At 72.4% G+C, this 15,806-nt stretch carries 10 protein-coding genes; 8 read left to right on the top strand and 2 right to left on the bottom strand.

What is annotated here, in order from left to right; genetic code table 11:
* Positions 1-118 precede the first annotated feature (118 nt).
* Positions 119-1,012: an NADP-dependent oxidoreductase gene (locus tag ACSP97_RS35220; protein ID WP_440555894.1), complete on the bottom strand. Its 894-nt coding sequence runs from the start codon at positions 1,010-1,012 to the stop codon at positions 119-121.
* Positions 1,013-1,081: 69 nt separating this feature from the next.
* On the opposite strand from ACSP97_RS35220, the gene ACSP97_RS35215 reads away from it, so the two are divergent.
* Positions 1,082-1,687 carry a TetR/AcrR family transcriptional regulator gene (locus ACSP97_RS35215; RefSeq protein WP_358298277.1) on the top strand — a complete coding sequence of 202 codons (606 nt, stop codon included), beginning with the start codon at positions 1,082-1,084 and terminating at the stop codon, positions 1,685-1,687.
* 318 nt (positions 1,688-2,005) lie between these two features.
* Here the strand turns inward: ACSP97_RS35215 and ACSP97_RS35210 are convergent, their stop codons facing one another.
* A complete protein-coding gene (locus ACSP97_RS35210) occupies positions 2,006-3,052 on the bottom strand; it encodes a LacI family DNA-binding transcriptional regulator (RefSeq protein ID WP_358271843.1) in 1,047 nt (348 codons plus the stop codon).
* Positions 3,053-3,271: 219 nt separating this feature from the next.
* Here ACSP97_RS35210 and ACSP97_RS35205 point away from each other — a divergent pair, with 219 nt between their 5' ends.
* The 7 genes from ACSP97_RS35205 to ACSP97_RS35175 all read left to right on the top strand — a co-directional run bounded on the left by ACSP97_RS35205 (position 3,272) and on the right by ACSP97_RS35175 (position 15,735).
* A complete protein-coding gene (locus ACSP97_RS35205) occupies positions 3,272-4,561 on the top strand; it encodes an extracellular solute-binding protein (protein ID WP_358676307.1) in 1,290 nt (429 codons plus the stop codon).
* A gap of 6 nt (positions 4,562-4,567) precedes the next feature.
* On the top strand, positions 4,568-5,512 hold the full coding sequence (locus tag ACSP97_RS35200; RefSeq protein ID WP_355533312.1) for a carbohydrate ABC transporter permease: 945 nt from the start codon (positions 4,568-4,570) through the stop codon (positions 5,510-5,512).
* A complete protein-coding gene (locus tag ACSP97_RS35195; protein ID WP_355150920.1) occupies positions 5,509-6,417 on the top strand; it encodes a carbohydrate ABC transporter permease in 909 nt (302 codons plus the stop codon). The genes ACSP97_RS35200 and ACSP97_RS35195 overlap by 4 nt, the downstream gene beginning before the upstream one ends.
* Positions 6,418-6,484: 67 nt before the next feature.
* Positions 6,485-7,741, top strand: coding sequence for a glycoside hydrolase 5 family protein (locus ACSP97_RS35190; RefSeq protein WP_355325603.1), 1,257 nt, complete (start codon positions 6,485-6,487; stop codon positions 7,739-7,741).
* On the top strand, positions 7,738-9,756 hold the full coding sequence (locus ACSP97_RS35185; protein ID WP_358676303.1) for an endo-beta-N-acetylglucosaminidase: 2,019 nt from the start codon (positions 7,738-7,740) through the stop codon (positions 9,754-9,756). The genes ACSP97_RS35190 and ACSP97_RS35185 overlap by 4 nt, the downstream gene beginning before the upstream one ends.
* A gap of 41 nt (positions 9,757-9,797) precedes the next feature.
* Positions 9,798-12,818, top strand: a complete 3,021-nt coding sequence (locus ACSP97_RS35180; RefSeq protein ID WP_440555893.1) for an alpha-mannosidase — start codon at positions 9,798-9,800, stop codon at positions 12,816-12,818.
* 313 nt (positions 12,819-13,131) lie between these two features.
* A complete protein-coding gene (locus ACSP97_RS35175; RefSeq protein WP_440555892.1) occupies positions 13,132-15,735 on the top strand; it encodes an MXAN_6230/SCO0854 family RING domain-containing protein in 2,604 nt (867 codons plus the stop codon).
* Positions 15,736-15,806 lie beyond the last annotated feature (71 nt).

Genomic DNA, 15,806 nt, shown 5'->3' with positions numbered 1-15,806 from the left:
GCACGTCGCCAGCATCGGAGGCGCGGGCGTCACAGGAACCGACAGAGTCGGCAGAGTCGGCGGGGAGGGTGAGGTCCCGCCCCGCCGACCGACGCTGGGGCGTGAGGACGTGCGCGGGTCAGACGACGATGACCCGGCGCCCGCGCGTGTGCCCCGCCTGGCTGTCGATGTGCGCCGCCGCGGCTTCGGCGAGCGTGTACGACTTCTCGACCGGGATGTGCAGCTTTCCCCGCGAGATGAGGTCGGCGGCCGTGGCGAGCGCTTCCGGCATGCTTCCGGCGACGCCGGAGAATCGGACGCCGAGCTCCGGCGCACCGAGGTCGGCGATGGAGACGACCCTCTCCGGGCTCCCGGTCAGGTCGATCAGTTCTCGGATCACGCCTGTGCCGGCCAGGTCGAGGGCCGCGTCGACCCGGCCGAGCCGCCGCACCCGCTCGACCCAGCCCTCGCCGTACGTCGTGGCGAGGGCGCCCAGGCTGCGCAGATAGTCCTGGTTCGCGGCGCCGGCCGTGCCGATCACCCTGATGCCGCGGTCGCGGGCGATCTGCAGCACCGCCGAGCCGACTCCCCCGGACGCACCGCTGACCAGCAGCGTCTGCCCGGGCCGCACACCGACCTCGCGGATGATGCGCAGCGCGGTCTCCACCACGGAGGGGTACCCGGCCGCCTCTTCGAACGTCAGGCCCTCGGGCATCCGGGCCCAGGCCGACAGCACGGCGAACTCGGCGTAGGTGCTTGAGCCCTCGCCGAACACGCGGTCACCGACTTCGACTCCTTCGACGCCCTCGCCGACCTCGTCCACCACCCCGGCGGCGTCCAGACCGACTCCGGAGGGCAACTCGATCGGATGGGCGCCCAGCTTCTGGCCCTCACGGATTCTCCAGTCGACGGGGTTCACCCCCGCCGCCCGCACGGCGACACGTATCTGACCTGGGCCCGCGTGGGGCTCCTCGGCGTCCACGAGGTGCAGGACGCCCGGACCGCCGAACTCGGCGAAGCTCACTTTCTTCATGCCACGACCGTAACACTAACGGTTAGGGTTTTGAAACGGGTATTGTTTTGCATCTGATAGTTTCAGGGCATGACCGTGTCGCCCGGACGTCGCGAGCGCAAGAAAGCCGCGACCCGCCAGAAGATCGCCGACACCGCCCTGCGGCTCTTCCTGGAACGCGGGTACGAGGCGGTGGGGATCCGTGACGTGGCCGCCGAGGCCGACGTGGCCGTCACCACGCTCTTCTCCCACTTCGCCTCGAAAGAGGCCCTGGTGTTCGAGCAGGACGACAGCTTCGAGCAACGCCTGACCCGGGCGGTCACCGGCCGCGCACCGCACGAGCCGCTCGTCCCCGCGCTGCGGCGCGAGGTCGAGGCCATGGTCCGGCACTGCACGGCGGACGGCGCCGCCCCGATCTGGCGCATGATCGACGAATCTCCCGCCCTGCGGGAGTACGAGGAGTCGATGAGGCTGCGCCACGCGGAGTCGCTGGCCGTGGCCATCGCCGCCGATCCCGATCTGTCGCGGACCCCGACGGCGAGCCGGGCGATCGCGAGGTTCGTGATCGACGCCTACGCGTTGGCCCGCCAGGCGCCCAGTCCGGACGCCGTGCTGGACGAGATCTTCCCCATGATCGAAGCAGCCTGGGCCGCCACCAGCGCCCCCGCCGACTCCACCGGCGCGGCCGGAAAGTAGGCGGGGCCCCGCATGAGGGTCCCTGATCACCTACCCCGCGAAGGACGAGGCGACCCGGCCCGGGCAAGACCGCAACGGCCCAGGCCGCCACGGCTGGGCGACGACCCGGCGCTCAGCAAGGCGTGACGTACCGGACGGGGCCCCGGTCGCCCGTCGGGTCGCAGGAGCTCGACCCCCGGCCGACGGGATCCGGCGACCCTCGGCGAACCGGGCCACGCGAAGGCGGGGAAGGCGCGCGAACGGCTGTGGTCGGCGGATCCAAGGAACGCGTGAGGTCCGCCGAAGGCCGGGCGGCCAGGGCCGGGCCGGCCGTGGGCGTCACGCCCCGCGCGCCCGCCCCGTGCTGTCCCGTTCGATCAGCCGGGGCACCGGCACCCTGACCGTTCCGGCCGGGCCGCCGTCGAGCAGGGCGGTCAGTTCGCGGGCCGCCGTGCGGCCGAACTCCACGCTGTCCCGGGACAGGGCGGACAGCCACGGCTTGACCATGCGGCACAGGGCCGAGTCCTCCCAGGCCACCACCGACACGTCGGCCGGTACGGAGAAGCCGAGTTCGGTGGCGGTGGCGACGCCCGCGAGGGCCATCACGTCGTTGTCGTAGATCAGGGCGGTCGGCGGGGCGGCCGAGCCGAGGACGCGGCGGGTGACGGCGGCGCCCTCGGCGTCCGAGTAATCGGTGGTGATCGACTCCACCCCGGTGAGCCCGCGCCGCCGCGCCTCGGCCCGCAGGGTCCGGATCCGCCGCTCGGTGTGGGCGAGGCCGGCCAGGCCGGCGATGTGCACGATCCGCCGGTGACCGAGGGCGTAGAGCCCGTCCACCACCGACGCCATCGCACCCGCGTCGTCGGCCCACACCGTGGACAGCCCGGGGTGCCGCTCGTCCGGCGCGCCGCCGATCACCACGGCGGGCAGGCCGAGTTCGTCGAGCAGAGCCGGGCGCGGGTCGTCGGTGCGCGGGTCCACCACCAGGACGCCGTCCACCCGGTGCTCGGCCCACCACCTGCGGTAGACCGCGCACTCGTCCGGCACGTCCTCCACCACCTGGAACAGCAGCCCGAGGTGACGCTCCGCCAGTACTTCCTGGATACCGGAGACGAGCTGGAGGAAGAAGGAGTCGACGCCGAGGGTGTCCGCGGGCCGGGCCAGCACCAGGCCGACCGTGGCCGCGCCCTCGCCCGACAGCGCGCGGGCCGCCGTACTGGGCCGCCAGCCCAGCTGCTCGGCGACCCGGCGCACCCGCTCGCGGGTGACGTCGGAGACGCCCGGCCTGCCGTTGAGGGCGAAGGAGACGGCGCTCTCCGAGACACCGGCGCGGCGCGCGATGTCCTTCATCGTCGGCCGGCGCGCCGGTGACCGCTTGGCCGGCATGTTCCCCTCTTTTCTCGGGCGGCGATCGCTAAAGCGCTTGAGTGGATGAAGCCTAAAGCGCTTTAGTGCTCGTGGCAAGCCTCGTCATATCCTCGTCTGACCTGCACTGATGCTTGGTTCACGGCTTTAGCGGCCACGAATCCATTGACTTTTGCCGAACTCGGCGTGCATGGTCCTTTCCGACACCAGCCGCAGACGCCGCAAGGGAGCCGTGTCACCGTGCCCATATCCCGCAGAGCACTCGCCGCCGCCGTCACCGCACTCGTCCTGCCGCTGAGCGCCTGCGGCTCCGGCGGTGGTGACGGCGGCTCGACGGACGCCTCCGGCAAGGTCGAGGGCGACATCACCTTCCAGACCTGGAACCTGCGCGCCAACTTCAAGGGCTACTTCGACGGCCTGATCGCCGACTTCGAGAAGAAGTACCCGGGCACCCACGTCAAGTGGGTCGACCAGCCCGCCGAGGGCTACGCCGACAAGATCAGCGCAGACGCGGCCGGCGGCACCCTGCCGGACGTCGTCAACGTCTCCCCGGACCTGGTGGCGCCGCTCGTCAAGGCGGGCCTGGCCATGGACCTCGACAAGGCCGCCGCGAAGTACAAGGGCGAGTACCTGCCCGGCGCCTGGGCCAGCCACCAGGTGCCCGGCGTGAGCGGCACGTACGCCTTCCCCTGGTATCTGAACACCGGCCCGATGTTCTACAACAAGGCGCTGTTCAAGGAGGCCGGGCTGGACCCGGAGAAGCCCCCGAAGACGTACGACGAACTCTTCACCGACGCACGGCAGATGGCGCAGAAGTCGGGCGGCAAGGTGGCCACCCTCGCCAACATCCCCACGATCGAGGACTTCGGCCGCTACGGCGCCTCCCTCATGAACAAGGACGGCACCGGCTTCGCCTTCAACGACGCCAAGGGCGTCGAACTCCTCACCAAGTACAAGCAGTTGTACGACGCCAAGGGCCTGGACCCGCAGGCGCTGAACGCCACGCCGGAGTCGGCCGGCAAGAAGTTCCTCACCCAGGCCGTCGCGATGAACCCCGGCAGCGCCCTGGACCTGCAGAACTTCAAGACGCAGGCGCCGAGCCTGTACAAGAACATCGGCATCACCGACCAGATCACCAACACCGGCCACGTCAACATGTACGTGATGGGCCTGATGGTGAACTCCAGGACCAAGAACACGCCCGCGGCCGTCGCCTTCGCCCACTACGTCACCGACGCCGAGCACCAGATGTCCTTCGCCAAGAAGGTCGCCATCTTCCCGTCCACCGCCGGTTCCCTCGACGACCCGTACTTCACCAAGGAGGACGGCACCGACGCGACCCGGGTGCGCATCGCCGCCGCCAAGTCGCTGAAGAACGCGGTCAACTACACGCCCGTGCTGTTCAGCGAGCAGATGAAGACCGCGCTGCGCAACGAGGTCGACAAGGCGATGCAGGGCAAGCAGAGCCCCAAGACCGCGCTCGACAACGCTGTCAAGGCGTGTGACCGGCTTCTGCAGCAGCAGGGCTGACGCACCATGGCCACCTCCACCGTCTCCCGGACGCGCCCGGCGCGTCCGGCGCGGCGCCCCGAACGGCGCCCGGCGTTCCGGATCAGGCGCCAACTTCCCACCAGTCCCTGGCTGTTCGCCGCTCCTGGGCTGTTGATCACCGGCGCCTTCATCCTCTACCCGTTCGTCTCCACGGTGATCAACGCCTTCACCGACCGCCGCACCCTGGTCCCGGGCCGGTTCGTCGGCCTCGCCAACTTCCGCGAGCTGCTGCACGACGACATGTTCTGGATCGGCCTGCGCAACAGCGCGCTGTACGTCGTCGGCGTCGTCCCGGCGCTGGTGCTGCTGCCGCTGCTGCTCGCCCTGCTGGTGCAGAAGAACATCCCCGGCATCGCCTTCTTCCGGTCCGCCTTCTACACCCCGGTCGTCGCCTCGATCGTCGTGGTCGGTCTGATCTGGGTGTGGCTGCTGGACGAGCGCGGCCTGGTGAACTCGCTCCTGGAGACGATCGGGGTGGGCAAGGTCGGCTTCCTCAGCGACCAGTGGCTGCTCCTGCTGAGCGCCATGGCCGTCACGGTCTGGAAGGGCCTCGGCTACTACATGATCATCTATCTGGCGGCGCTCGCCAATGTGCCGCGCGAGCTGCACGAGGCCGCCGCCGTGGACGGCGCGGGCCCGGTCCGCCGCTTCCTCACGGTCACCGTGCCGGCCATCCGCTCCACCATGGTCCTGGTCGCCGCGCTCTCCTCGGTCTCCGCCTTCAAGGTGTTCTCCGAGGTGTATCTGCTGGCCGGGCCGAACGGCGGACCGGCGGGCGAGGACACCACCCTGGTGATGCTCGTCCAGCGCACCGGCACCGGCCTGACCGGCCGCGTCGGCTACGCCTCCGCCATCTCCCTGGTCGTCTTCGCCGTCACCGTCGTCCTGATGCTGCTCGTCCTGCGCGCCGACCGGAAGGAGGACTCGTGAGCGTCGCCGAGAAGGCACCGCAGACCGGCGCACCGCCGGCCCGTGCCCGCACGCCTCGCTTCACCGACGACAACGGCCGCCGCATCCGGGTGTGGGAGCTGATCCTGCGCTACGTGCTGCTGATCGTCGTACTCGCCCTGACCGTCGGCCCGTTCGTGTGGCAGCTGTCCACCTCGCTCAAGGGCCCCACCGAGGACATCTTCAGCTCCCCGCCGAAGTTCCTGCCCAGCCACCCCACCCTGCACAACTACGAGCGGGTGTCGGAGACCATCCCGGTCTGGGACTACGCCCTCAACTCCCTGAAGGTCGCCGCCGCCAACGTCGTCACCAACTGCGTCGGCTCCGCCCTCGCCGGGTACGCGCTGGCCCGGCTGCGCTACCGGGGGCGCCGCGTGGCCGCCCTGGTCTTCGTCCTCGCGATGCTCGTGCCCGCGGAGGGCATCGTCATCGCCCAGTTCACGACCATGCGGGAACTCGGCCTGAACAACACGCTCGTCGGTGTCGTCCTGCCCGGTTCCATCGCCGCGATGAACGTGCTGCTCATGCGCAACGCCTTCCTCAACCTGCCCTACGAGATCGAGGAGGCCGCCTATGTCGACGGTGCCAACGTCTGGCAGCGGTTCCTGCGGATCGCCCTGCCCTCGGTCAAGGGCACCCTCGCCGTCGTGGCCATCTTCGCCTTCATGGGCGCCTGGGATGACTTCCTGTGGCCGCTCATCGTGCTCAGCGATCCGTCCAAGTTCACCCTGACCATCGGCCTCAACTACCTGCACGGCACCTTCGCCAACGACGAACGCCTCGTCGCCGCGGGCACGATCATCGCCGTGGCACCACTGATCGCCCTCTTCGCCTGCCTCCAGCGGTACTTCTTCCGCGGGGTCGGCGAGGGCGCCGTCAAGGGCTGATCGAACGACCGGCCGGCACCGCCGGTCCCAGGGCCGATCCCGTACCCCACTTCCGTGAGGACCCCGTATGCCTTCTGCCGTGCGCTTCGGCGTCAACTACACCCCGAGCCAGGGGTGGTTCCACCACTGGCTCGACTTCGACCTCGACGCCGTACGCGCCGACCTGGACTCCGTCTCCGCGCTCGGCCTGGACCACATCCGGGTCTTCCCGCTGTGGCCGTACTTCCAGCCCGACCGCGCCCTGATCCGCCCCCGCGCCGTGGAGCACCTGGTGCAACTGGTCGACGCCGCCGCCGAACGGGGGCTCGACGTCAACGTGGACGGGCTGCAAGGGCACCTGTCCAGCTTCGACTTCCTGCCCGCCTGGACCCGCACCTGGCACCGGCGCAACCTCTTCACCGACCCCGAGGTGCTCGACGGCCAGGCCGCCTATCTGCACACCCTCGCCGCCGCCCTCGCCGACCGCCCCAACTTCCTCGGCATGACCCTCGGCAACGAGGTCAACCAGTTCTCCGCCGGCCCCCACCCCGACCCCGACCGGGCCACCGCCGAGCAGATCGACGCCTGGCTGGAGCGCATGCTCGCCGCCTGCGAGAAGGGCGCCCCCGGCAGGCTGCACCTGCACGCCGAGTACGACGCCACCTGGTACCAGGACGACATGCCCTTCACCCCGGCCCAGGCGGCCCGGCGCGGCGCCCTCACCGCCGTCCACTCCTGGGTCTTCAACGGCACCGCCCAGCGGTACGGCCGCACCTCCGTGGCCGGCGAGCACCACGCCGCGTACCTGATCGAGCTGAGCAAGGCCTGGGCCGACGATCCGCACCGGCCCGTCTGGCTCCAGGAGGTCGGTGCCCCCGCCCCCCTCGTCCCCGCCGAACACGCCGCCGCCTTCACCGAGGCCACCGTCGCGAACGCGCTGGACTGTCCCGGCCTGTGGGGCATCACCTGGTGGTGCTCGCACGACGTCTCGCGCGACCTCGCCGACTTCCCCGAACTCGAGTACACCCTCGGCCTGCTCACCAACGACCGGCGGCCCAAGGACCTCGCCCGCGCCCTGTCCCGCGCGGCCCGCGAGCACACCGATGCGCCGGCCCCGCGCACCACCGCCCTCACCGTCCCCGCCGACCCGGCCGCCCGCTCCCGCTGCGCCCCCGGCGGCGACGTCTTCGAGGCGTTCTTCCGGCTGACCGCCGACGGCGCCCGCCCCACCACCGTCCTCGACACCCGGGCGGCCGACCAGGAACACCTGGCCGCCCGCGGCATCACCGAGATCGTCACACCCGACCAGGTACTCCACACCCCCCGAGGAGGCACCCGCTCGTGAACCCCACCAGACGCACCGTCCTGCTCGCCGGCGCCGCCGCCGCGTTCCTGCCCGCGCTGCCCGCCGGCACCGCCCAGGCCGCCCCGAAGGCGGCGGCCGCGCTCCAGCCGTACGCCTCCTACTGGTATCCGGACTCCCTGCCCGCCGGCAGCCCGAGCCCCGGCATCACCTGGCGCAGCCTGAAGACCTGGCGTGCCGCGACCGACGCCGACCTGCCCTTCAACGCCGCCTCCGTCCCGCTCGCCCCCCGCTTCACCCCTACCCCGGCGAACACCACCGCCCGCGCCGGGCAGGCCCGCGTCCAGTCGCTGGTCTCGTTCGGGCCCACCTCCTCCAACCCCTCCCAGGGCTCGGCCACCGCCGACTACTACGCGCTCACCCACTGGGCGTACGTCGACGAGCTGGTGTTCTGGGGCGGCTCGTCCGGGGAGGGCCTGATCCTCGCCCCGAACGCGCCCGTGGTGGACGCGGCCCACCGGCACGGCGTGCCCGTCCTCGGCAACGTCTTCCTGCCGCCCGCCGCCTACGGCGGACAGCTCCAGTGGACCCGCGACCTGGTGCAGAAGGACGCCGCCGGCCACTACCCGCTCGCCGCCCAACTCGTCGCGGTGGCGTCGGCCCACGGCTTCGACGGCTGGTTCGTCAACGCCGAGACGGGCGGCGGCGACAGCGCCCTCGGCGTCGACATGCTCGGTTTCGTCAAGGAGCTGAAGCGGCTCGCCACGGCCGCGGGACAGCGGATCACCTGGTACGACGCGATGACCGTGAACGGCTCGGTGAGCTGGCAGGGCGCGCTGAACGCACAGAACCAGGCCCTCTTCCAGGCCGCCGACGACATGTTCGTCGACTTCCGCTGGAGCGCCTCCTCGCTCGCCTCCTCCGGGCAGAAGGCCCTCCAACTCGGCCGCAGCCCCTACGAGTTGTGGGCCGGTGTCGACGTGGAGTCGGGCGGCTGGGACTCCTTCGTGGACTGGGACGCGATCGTGCCCGCCGACCGCGCGCACGTCGCCTCCCTCGGCCTCTACCGGCCCGAGTGGACCCGCAACCACCTGCCCGCCGGGCACAGCCCGGAGGACTTCCACGCCGCCGACGACCGGTTCTGGACCGGTCGCTCCCTCGACCCGTCCCGCCCCGACACCACGGACGGCTGGCGGGCCCCGGCCGTGTCCGTCGCCGACCGGTCGACCGTCGGGTCGCTGCCGTTCGCGAGCGTCTTCAACACCGGCCATGGACTGCGCTGGTACGAGGAGGGCGAGGTGGCCTCCGATGCCCCCTGGAACCACCTCGGCCTCCAGGACCGGCTGCCCTCCCGGCGCTGGGTGGTGCGCACCGACGGGCAGCGGCCCGCCGTCGCCTTCGACTTCGCGGATGCCTGGCGCGGCGGCAGCAGCGTCCTCGTGGACGGCGCGCTGGACCGTCCCGCCGTGCTGGACCTGTACGCGACCCGGCTGCCGATCGGCCCCGACACGGTCGTCGAGCTGACCCATCGCACGGACGCCGGGGCCGTCAGTGTCGAGCTGGCCGTGGCGACGGCCGAGCCGGACGCGGCCGGGGCCGCACCGCCGTACACCTGTCTGCCCGTGCCGGCCGGGTCGGGCGACGGCTGGCACACGTCGGCCGTCCGGCTCACCGGGCTGTCCGGGACCGTGCACGCCATCGGTGTCCGGCTCACCGCCACCGGTGGCGGCCCGGTGCGGTGGCGGCTCGGCGGCCTCGCCGTCCACGACCGCACCGACACCCCGGCCGCGCCGTCCGGCCTGCGGATCACCGCCGCGTCCGGCGGCGACCTGCGCCTCGCCTGGGACCACGCGGCCCCGGGGACGGTCCGCCACTACACCCTGCACCGTGTGCTGCCCGACGGCACCCGCCGCTTCCTGGGCGGCACCTGCCAGCGGGCGTACTTCACCGGTGGCCTGACGCCCGCACCGGGCGAGCGCGCCGTACGGTTCGAAGTACGGGCGGTCGGGGAGTTGTACACCTCGTCCGCCCCCGCGACCGCCACCCACCCCTGGTAAACCGATCCGCCCGCTGACGTACGACCTACGGAGCATTCCGCATGCATGACGACCGCAGTCTGGTCGAGGCGCGCCTCAAGCGCGTCCTGGACGAGCGCATCCGCCCCGCCGTGTACCCCGAGTCCGTTCCCCTTGAGGTCGCGGTGTGGCACGCGCCCGGCGAGCCCGTGCCGGTCGCCGAGGGGCTGGCCGCCGAGCCGGAGCCGATCCGGGTGGGCGCCCGCTGGGGTGCTCCGTGGGGCACCAGCTGGTTCCGGGTGACCGGGACCGTGCCGAAGGAGTGGGCCGGGCGGACCGTGGAGGCGCTGCTCGACCTCGGCTTCGACGAGAACATGCCCGGCTTCCAGTGCGAGGGCCTCGTCTACCGCCCCGACGGCAGCCCGGTGAAGGGCCTCAACCCGCGCAACCAGTGGGTGCGCGTCGGCGCGCCCGTCGCGGGCGGCGAGGAGGTGCGGCTGCACATCGAGGCCGCCTCCAACCCCGTGATCCTCGACTACCACCCCTTCCTGCCCACGCGGCTCGGTGACAAGGAGACCGCGGGCAGCGAGCCCCAGTACACCCTCACCCGCATGGATCTCGCGGTCTTCGACGAGACCGTGTGGCAGCTGGTGCTCGACCTGGAGGTGCTCGGCGAGCTGATGGCCGAACTGCCCGCCGACTCGCAGCGCCGCTACGAGATCGTGCGCGCCGTGGACCGGGCGCTCGACGCGGTCGACCTCCAGGACGTCAACGGCACCGCCGCCCGCGCCCGCGAGCAGCTCACCCGGGTGCTGGCCGCGCCCGCCGTGCCCTCCGCGCACCGGATCAGCGCCGTCGGGCACGCGCACATCGACTCGGCGTGGCTGTGGCCGCTGCGCGAGACGGTGCGCAAAGTGGCCCGGACCACGTCGAACATGACCGCCCTGCTGGAGGACGAGCCGGACTTCGTGTTCGCCATGTCCCAGGCGCAGCAGTGGGCGTGGGTCAAGGAGCACCGCCCCGAGGTGTGGGCGCGGGTGAAGAAGGCGGTGGCGGACGGGCGGTTCGTGCCGGCCGGCGGCATGTGGGTGGAGTCGGACACCAACATGCCGGGCTCGGAGGCGATGGCCCGTCAGTTCGTGCACGGAAAGCGGTTCTTCCTCGACGAGTTCGGCATCGAGAACGACGAGGCATGGCTCCCCGACACCTTCGGTTTCGCCGCCGGACTGCCGCAGATCATCAAGGCGGCGGGCTCCAACCGGCTGCTGACGCAGAAGATCTCCTGGTCGCAGACGAACAAGTTCCCGCACCACACCTTCCGTTGGGAGGGCATCGACGGCACCCGGATCTTCACGCACTTCCCGCCCGTCGACACCTACAACTGCTCCATGAAGGGCAGCGAGATCGCGCACGCCGCCCGCAACTTCAAGGACAAGGGTGTCGCCCGGCACTCGCTCGCCCCCACCGGCTGGGGCGACGGGGGCGGCGGCACCACCCGCGAGATGGTCGCCAAGGCCGCCCGGCTGCGTGACCTGGAGGGCTCGGCGCAGGTGGTGTGGGAGACCCCGCGGGCCTTCTTCGACAAGGCGGAGGCGGAGTACCCCGAGCCGCCCGTCTGGGTCGGCGAGCTGTACCTGGAGCTGCACCGCGCCACCCTCACCAGCCAGGCCCAGACCAAGCAGGGCAACCGGCGCAGTGAGCACCTGCTGCGCGAGGCGGAGCTGTGGGCGGCGACGGCGGCCGTACGCACCGGGTTCGCTTACCCCTACGAGGAGTTGGACCGGTTGTGGAAGACGGTGCTGCTGCACCAGTTCCACGACATCCTGCCCGGCTCGTCCATCGCCTGGGTGCACCGCGAGGCACGGGCGACCTACCGGCGCGTCGCCGGGGAACTGAACGGGATCATCGAGGCCGCCCAGCGCGCGCTGGCGGGCGAGGGCGGCACGCCGCTGGTCTTCAACTCCGCGCCGCATGCCCGTGCGGGCGTCCCGGCCGGTGCCGCCGCGACCCCCGTCACCGAGGGCCGTACCGAACTGACGGCCCGCGAGGGCGGCGGGCACGTCCTGGACAACGGACTGCTGCGCGTCGAGATCGACGGCCGGGGTCTGGTGGTCTCGGCGTACGACATCGAGGCCGACCGTGAGGCGATCGCGCCCGGCCGGGCCGCGAACCTCCTCCAACTGCACCCGGATTTCCCGAACATGTGGGACGCCTGGGACGTGGACGAGTTCTACCGCAACACCGTCACCGACCTCACCGACGCCGAGTCGGTCACGCCCGGCGAGGACGGCGCGTCGGTGCGGATCGTCCGGTCCTTCGGTGCCTCCCGTGTCACGCAGGTGCTGTCGCTGGCGTACGGGGAGCGGCGGCTGGTGCTGGACACCGAGGTCGACTGGCACGAGACGGAGAAGTTCCTGAAGCTGGCCTTCCCGCTGGACGTGCACGCCGAACGGTACGCTTCGGAGACCCAGTTCGGGCACGTCTTCCGGCCCACTCACACCAACACCTCGTGGGAGGCGGCCAAGTTCGAGGCGTGCAACCACCGCTTCGTCCACCTGGAGGAGCCCGGCTGGGGCGTGGCGATCGTCAACGACTCGACGTACGGCCACGACGTGACCCGCACCGTCCGCACCGACGGCGACCACGGCACGACCACGACGGTCCGGGCGTCGCTGCTGCGCGCCCCGCGCTTCCCCGACCCGGAGACCGACCAGGGCGTGCACCGCTTCCGGCACGCGCTGGTACCGGGCGCGGACATCGGCGACGCGGTGCGCGAGGGCTGGCGGATCAACGTGCCCGAGCGGCGCACGACCGGTGCCGGGGAGGTCGCGCCGCTGGTGTCGGTGGACTCGGACGCGGTGGTCGTGACGGCGGTCAAGCTGGCCGACGACGGCAGCGGCGATGTGGTGGTCCGCTTCCACGAGGCCCACGGCGGCCGGGTCCGGGCGACGCTGACCGCCGGGTTCGAGGTCGCCGAGGTCACGGTGACCGACCTGCTGGAGCGTCCCCTGCCCGATGCGGCGGCACCCCGGCGGGACGCCGACCGGATCGCGGTGAGCCTGCGGCCGTTCGAACTGGTGACGCTGCGGCTGCGGCGGCGCTGAGGCCCTGCCCGCCTTCCGGGTGGGATCCCGCCCCTCCTCGAAGGGATCCCACCCGGAGCACCGCCGGGGTGACCGCCGCTTCCCAGGAGGCGGCGGTCACCCCGGCCCACCCGGTGGCGACTGTGCCGGCGAACACGGCGCCCCGGCACGTCGGCCGTAATTCGGTTGGCGGTGGCGAGGAGTTGTGATGGGATCTGGGCAACGGGGGCGGCTCCCCGGCGTGCATCCTTCTCACCTTCTCTGAAAAGTCTCGGCGCGCCCACTCTCCGTCCCCGTTCTTCTGTTCCGGGTCGTCGTGGAGGGGAATCCCCTGTTGCTCGCTGCCGAGTCCGTCCTGCTGCGCCGTATCCAGACCGTGTACGTGGACGGGGCGTCCGCGTCCGGCGGCGGTGGCGGACCCGCGTTGCGTCGGCTCGAGGCCGAACTGCTCGGCCGCGGTCACGTCCTCTCCCCCGCGCTGCACGCGGCGCTCGGCTCCCTGGCCCCCGAGGAACTGGCGGCCGCGCACTCCCGCCTGGTCGGGCTGGCCGACGATCTGCTCGGCTCGAACCGCACCCACGTCCCGCTCTTCCGCCGCTTCCCGCGCACCGTGCCCCGGGACACCGAGGCCCTGTACGTGGACCGGGTCTTCTCCTTCCTGCTGCAACAGCCGGACCAGCCCTGTGTGCTGTGCGGCGAGGCCCGCACGGTGTTCCCCGTCTCGCCCTGCGCCCACCTGGTGTGCCGGCTGTGCTGGGACGGATCCGACTACACGGGCTGCCCGGTCTGCCACCGCCGGATCGACGCGGACGACCCCTTCCTGCGGCCGGTGCGTGCCATCGGCGCCGCCAAGGCCCCGGTGGCCGGCCCGCTGCGGCTGCTGCGCCTGGGCACCGACCGGGCCGCCGACGCCACCACCGTGGTGGACTCCTTGCTGGCCCGGCGCACTCCGCTCTCCCCGCAGGACCGCGACGATCTGCTCACGCTGCTGCCCCTCACTCCGGCCGGCCGGGGCCTGCTGCCGGAGGAGATACCGGTCCGGGAGACGAAGGCGATGGTGCTGGCCGCACTGGTCCGTACGGTGCCGACCGGCCTTGCGGTGCGCAAGCTGCTGACCGAACGGCTCACCACCGCCACCGATGTGCTGCGGCTGCTCGCCGTGCTCTCCGGCGGCGACGCCGGGCTGGTGACACCGTCGCCGTTCACCGGGCCGCCGCGCCCGCTGCGCCGCGACCTCCTCGCGGTCCTCGACGGCCTGCCGACGCCGTACCTGGTGGAGGACGTGCTGCGGCACCCCACGGCGTGGAAGCGGGCCGCGGAGGTCCTGCACCCCTTCGAGCGGCACGCCCGGCATCCGCGCGCCGCCCTCGCGTTCGCCGTGCTGCGCGGGACCCCGGTGGATCCCGGCACGGCCTTCGGCGCCGCCCTGCTGGAGACGGCTGCCGCACACCCGGACGCCGTCCGCGTGGACGGTGCCCGGATCCGCCCCGCCACCTGGGCCGGGCGGCTGGAGCAGGCGGTCGCCGAGGGCGATGCGGGCCGGGCCGCCGCCCTGGCCGGGGAACGGCCCGGCGAACTGGTGCGCCGGCTGGATCTGCTGCTGCGCCTGCACACCTGCGACGACCTGGCGCCGGAGCTGGAAAAGGCCCTGCTGCGCGGGCTGCCGAAGGTGGGTCCGGGGCCGCTGCTGTCGGCGCTTGGGGCGCTGCGGGTCCGTACCGAGGAGCGAACCGGCCGCCGCCGGGTGTTCTTCCCGCGGGGCGAGGTCACCCGCGCCCTGGCCGTTCCGGAGCGGCGGGCTCCGCTGCCCGCCGGGCTGGTCACGGCGGTGGTCGCGCTGCTGGAGGCCGAGCTGCTGCGCCGGTTCGCCGCCGGGGAGCCGTACGCGTTGTCGGTGCTGGACGCGGGCCTGGCCGACCTGACCGTGCCGTTCACCGAGCGGTCCACCGCGAAGGCCCTGGTGGCGGTCCCCCGGGGCAGTACGCAGACGCTGCCCGACGGCGCGGTGCTGCGGCTGTTCCTGCACTGGACCGAACCGGACGGCAACCGTACGGACCTGGACCTGTCGGTCGCCTTCTTCGATGCCGAGTGGACGTTCACCGGCCTGTGCGACTACACGAACCTGGTGCACGGCACGCGGGCCGCCGTCCACTCCGGCGACCTGACCTCGGCCCCGGCGCCGCGGGGCGCCACCGAGTACGTGGACCTGGACCTGGAGCGGCTGGCGGAACAGGGGGACGTCTATGCCGTCCCGCTCGTCTTCAGCTTCAACAACGTGCCGTTCGAGGAGTTGCAGGACGCCTTCGCGGGCTTCATGGCGCTGGACGCGCAGGCCCCGCGGGACGCCTCCTACGACCCGCGCACGGTCCGCCAGCGCTTCGATCTGGCGGGTGACTCGCGGGTGTGCCTGCCGATGGTCGTGGATCTGGGCCGGCGCCGGATGCTGTGGACCGACACCCATCTGCCCTCCACGGACGGCTTCCAGAGCATCGGCTCGCACGGCGGTGCCCGGCTGGCGACCGTGGCCCGGGACATGTGGGAGCAGTTCGGCTCCGGCAGCCGGACCACCCTGTGGGACCTCGCGGTATGGCGGGCCGCGGCGCGCTCCCCCGAGGTGGCCGTGATCTGCCGGGAGCCGGAGCCCGCGCTGCTGGCGTTCCGGCGGCGGCCGGAGGAGGACGCGGCCGCGTTCGCCGCCCGGGTGTCCGCCATGGAGGAGGCCGAGGAACGGCTCCCGCACCCGGACCCGGACGCGGCGGCGGCCGAACTGGCCGCGGGGACGCGGGTGTTCCTGGCGACGGTACACGGAAGCGTCGGACCCGCTGGGGCCTCGGGCACCTCCTACCGGTTGTTCCCCGGAGCCGGAGACGCCTCGGAGACCCTGGTCCGCGTGAGCGCCGGGGATCTGGTCGCCGAGCTCGGCAGCACCTCCGCGTAGGCCCGCCGGCTGCCGCCGTCGTGGCCGGGCTGGAGCGAGCACGTCGGGATCGCGGGGTGGGGCGCGGACCG

The organism is Streptomyces sp. SCPE 10 (genome assembly GCF_051980735.1).
GTDB classification, from domain to species: Bacteria; Actinomycetota; Actinomycetes; order Streptomycetales; family Streptomycetaceae; genus Streptomyces; species Streptomyces misionensis.
Note: the sequence above shows the minus strand (reverse complement) of the source record. Positions and strands in the feature narration are given on the sequence as shown.

Coding starts and splice junctions, on each gene's coding strand:
- ACSP97_RS35220 (WP_440555894.1), bottom strand. CDS start 1,012: ATGAAGAAAGTGAGCTTCGCCGAGTTCGGCGGTCCGGGCGTCCTGCAC.
- ACSP97_RS35215 (WP_358298277.1), top strand. CDS start 1,082: ATGACCGTGTCGCCCGGACGTCGCGAGCGCAAGAAAGCCGCGACCCGC.
- ACSP97_RS35210 (WP_358271843.1), bottom strand. CDS start 3,052: ATGCCGGCCAAGCGGTCACCGGCGCGCCGGCCGACGATGAAGGACATC.
- ACSP97_RS35200 (WP_355533312.1), top strand. CDS start 4,568: ATGGCCACCTCCACCGTCTCCCGGACGCGCCCGGCGCGTCCGGCGCGG.
- ACSP97_RS35190 (WP_355325603.1), top strand. CDS start 6,485: ATGCCTTCTGCCGTGCGCTTCGGCGTCAACTACACCCCGAGCCAGGGG.
- ACSP97_RS35180 (WP_440555893.1), top strand. CDS start 9,798: ATGCATGACGACCGCAGTCTGGTCGAGGCGCGCCTCAAGCGCGTCCTG.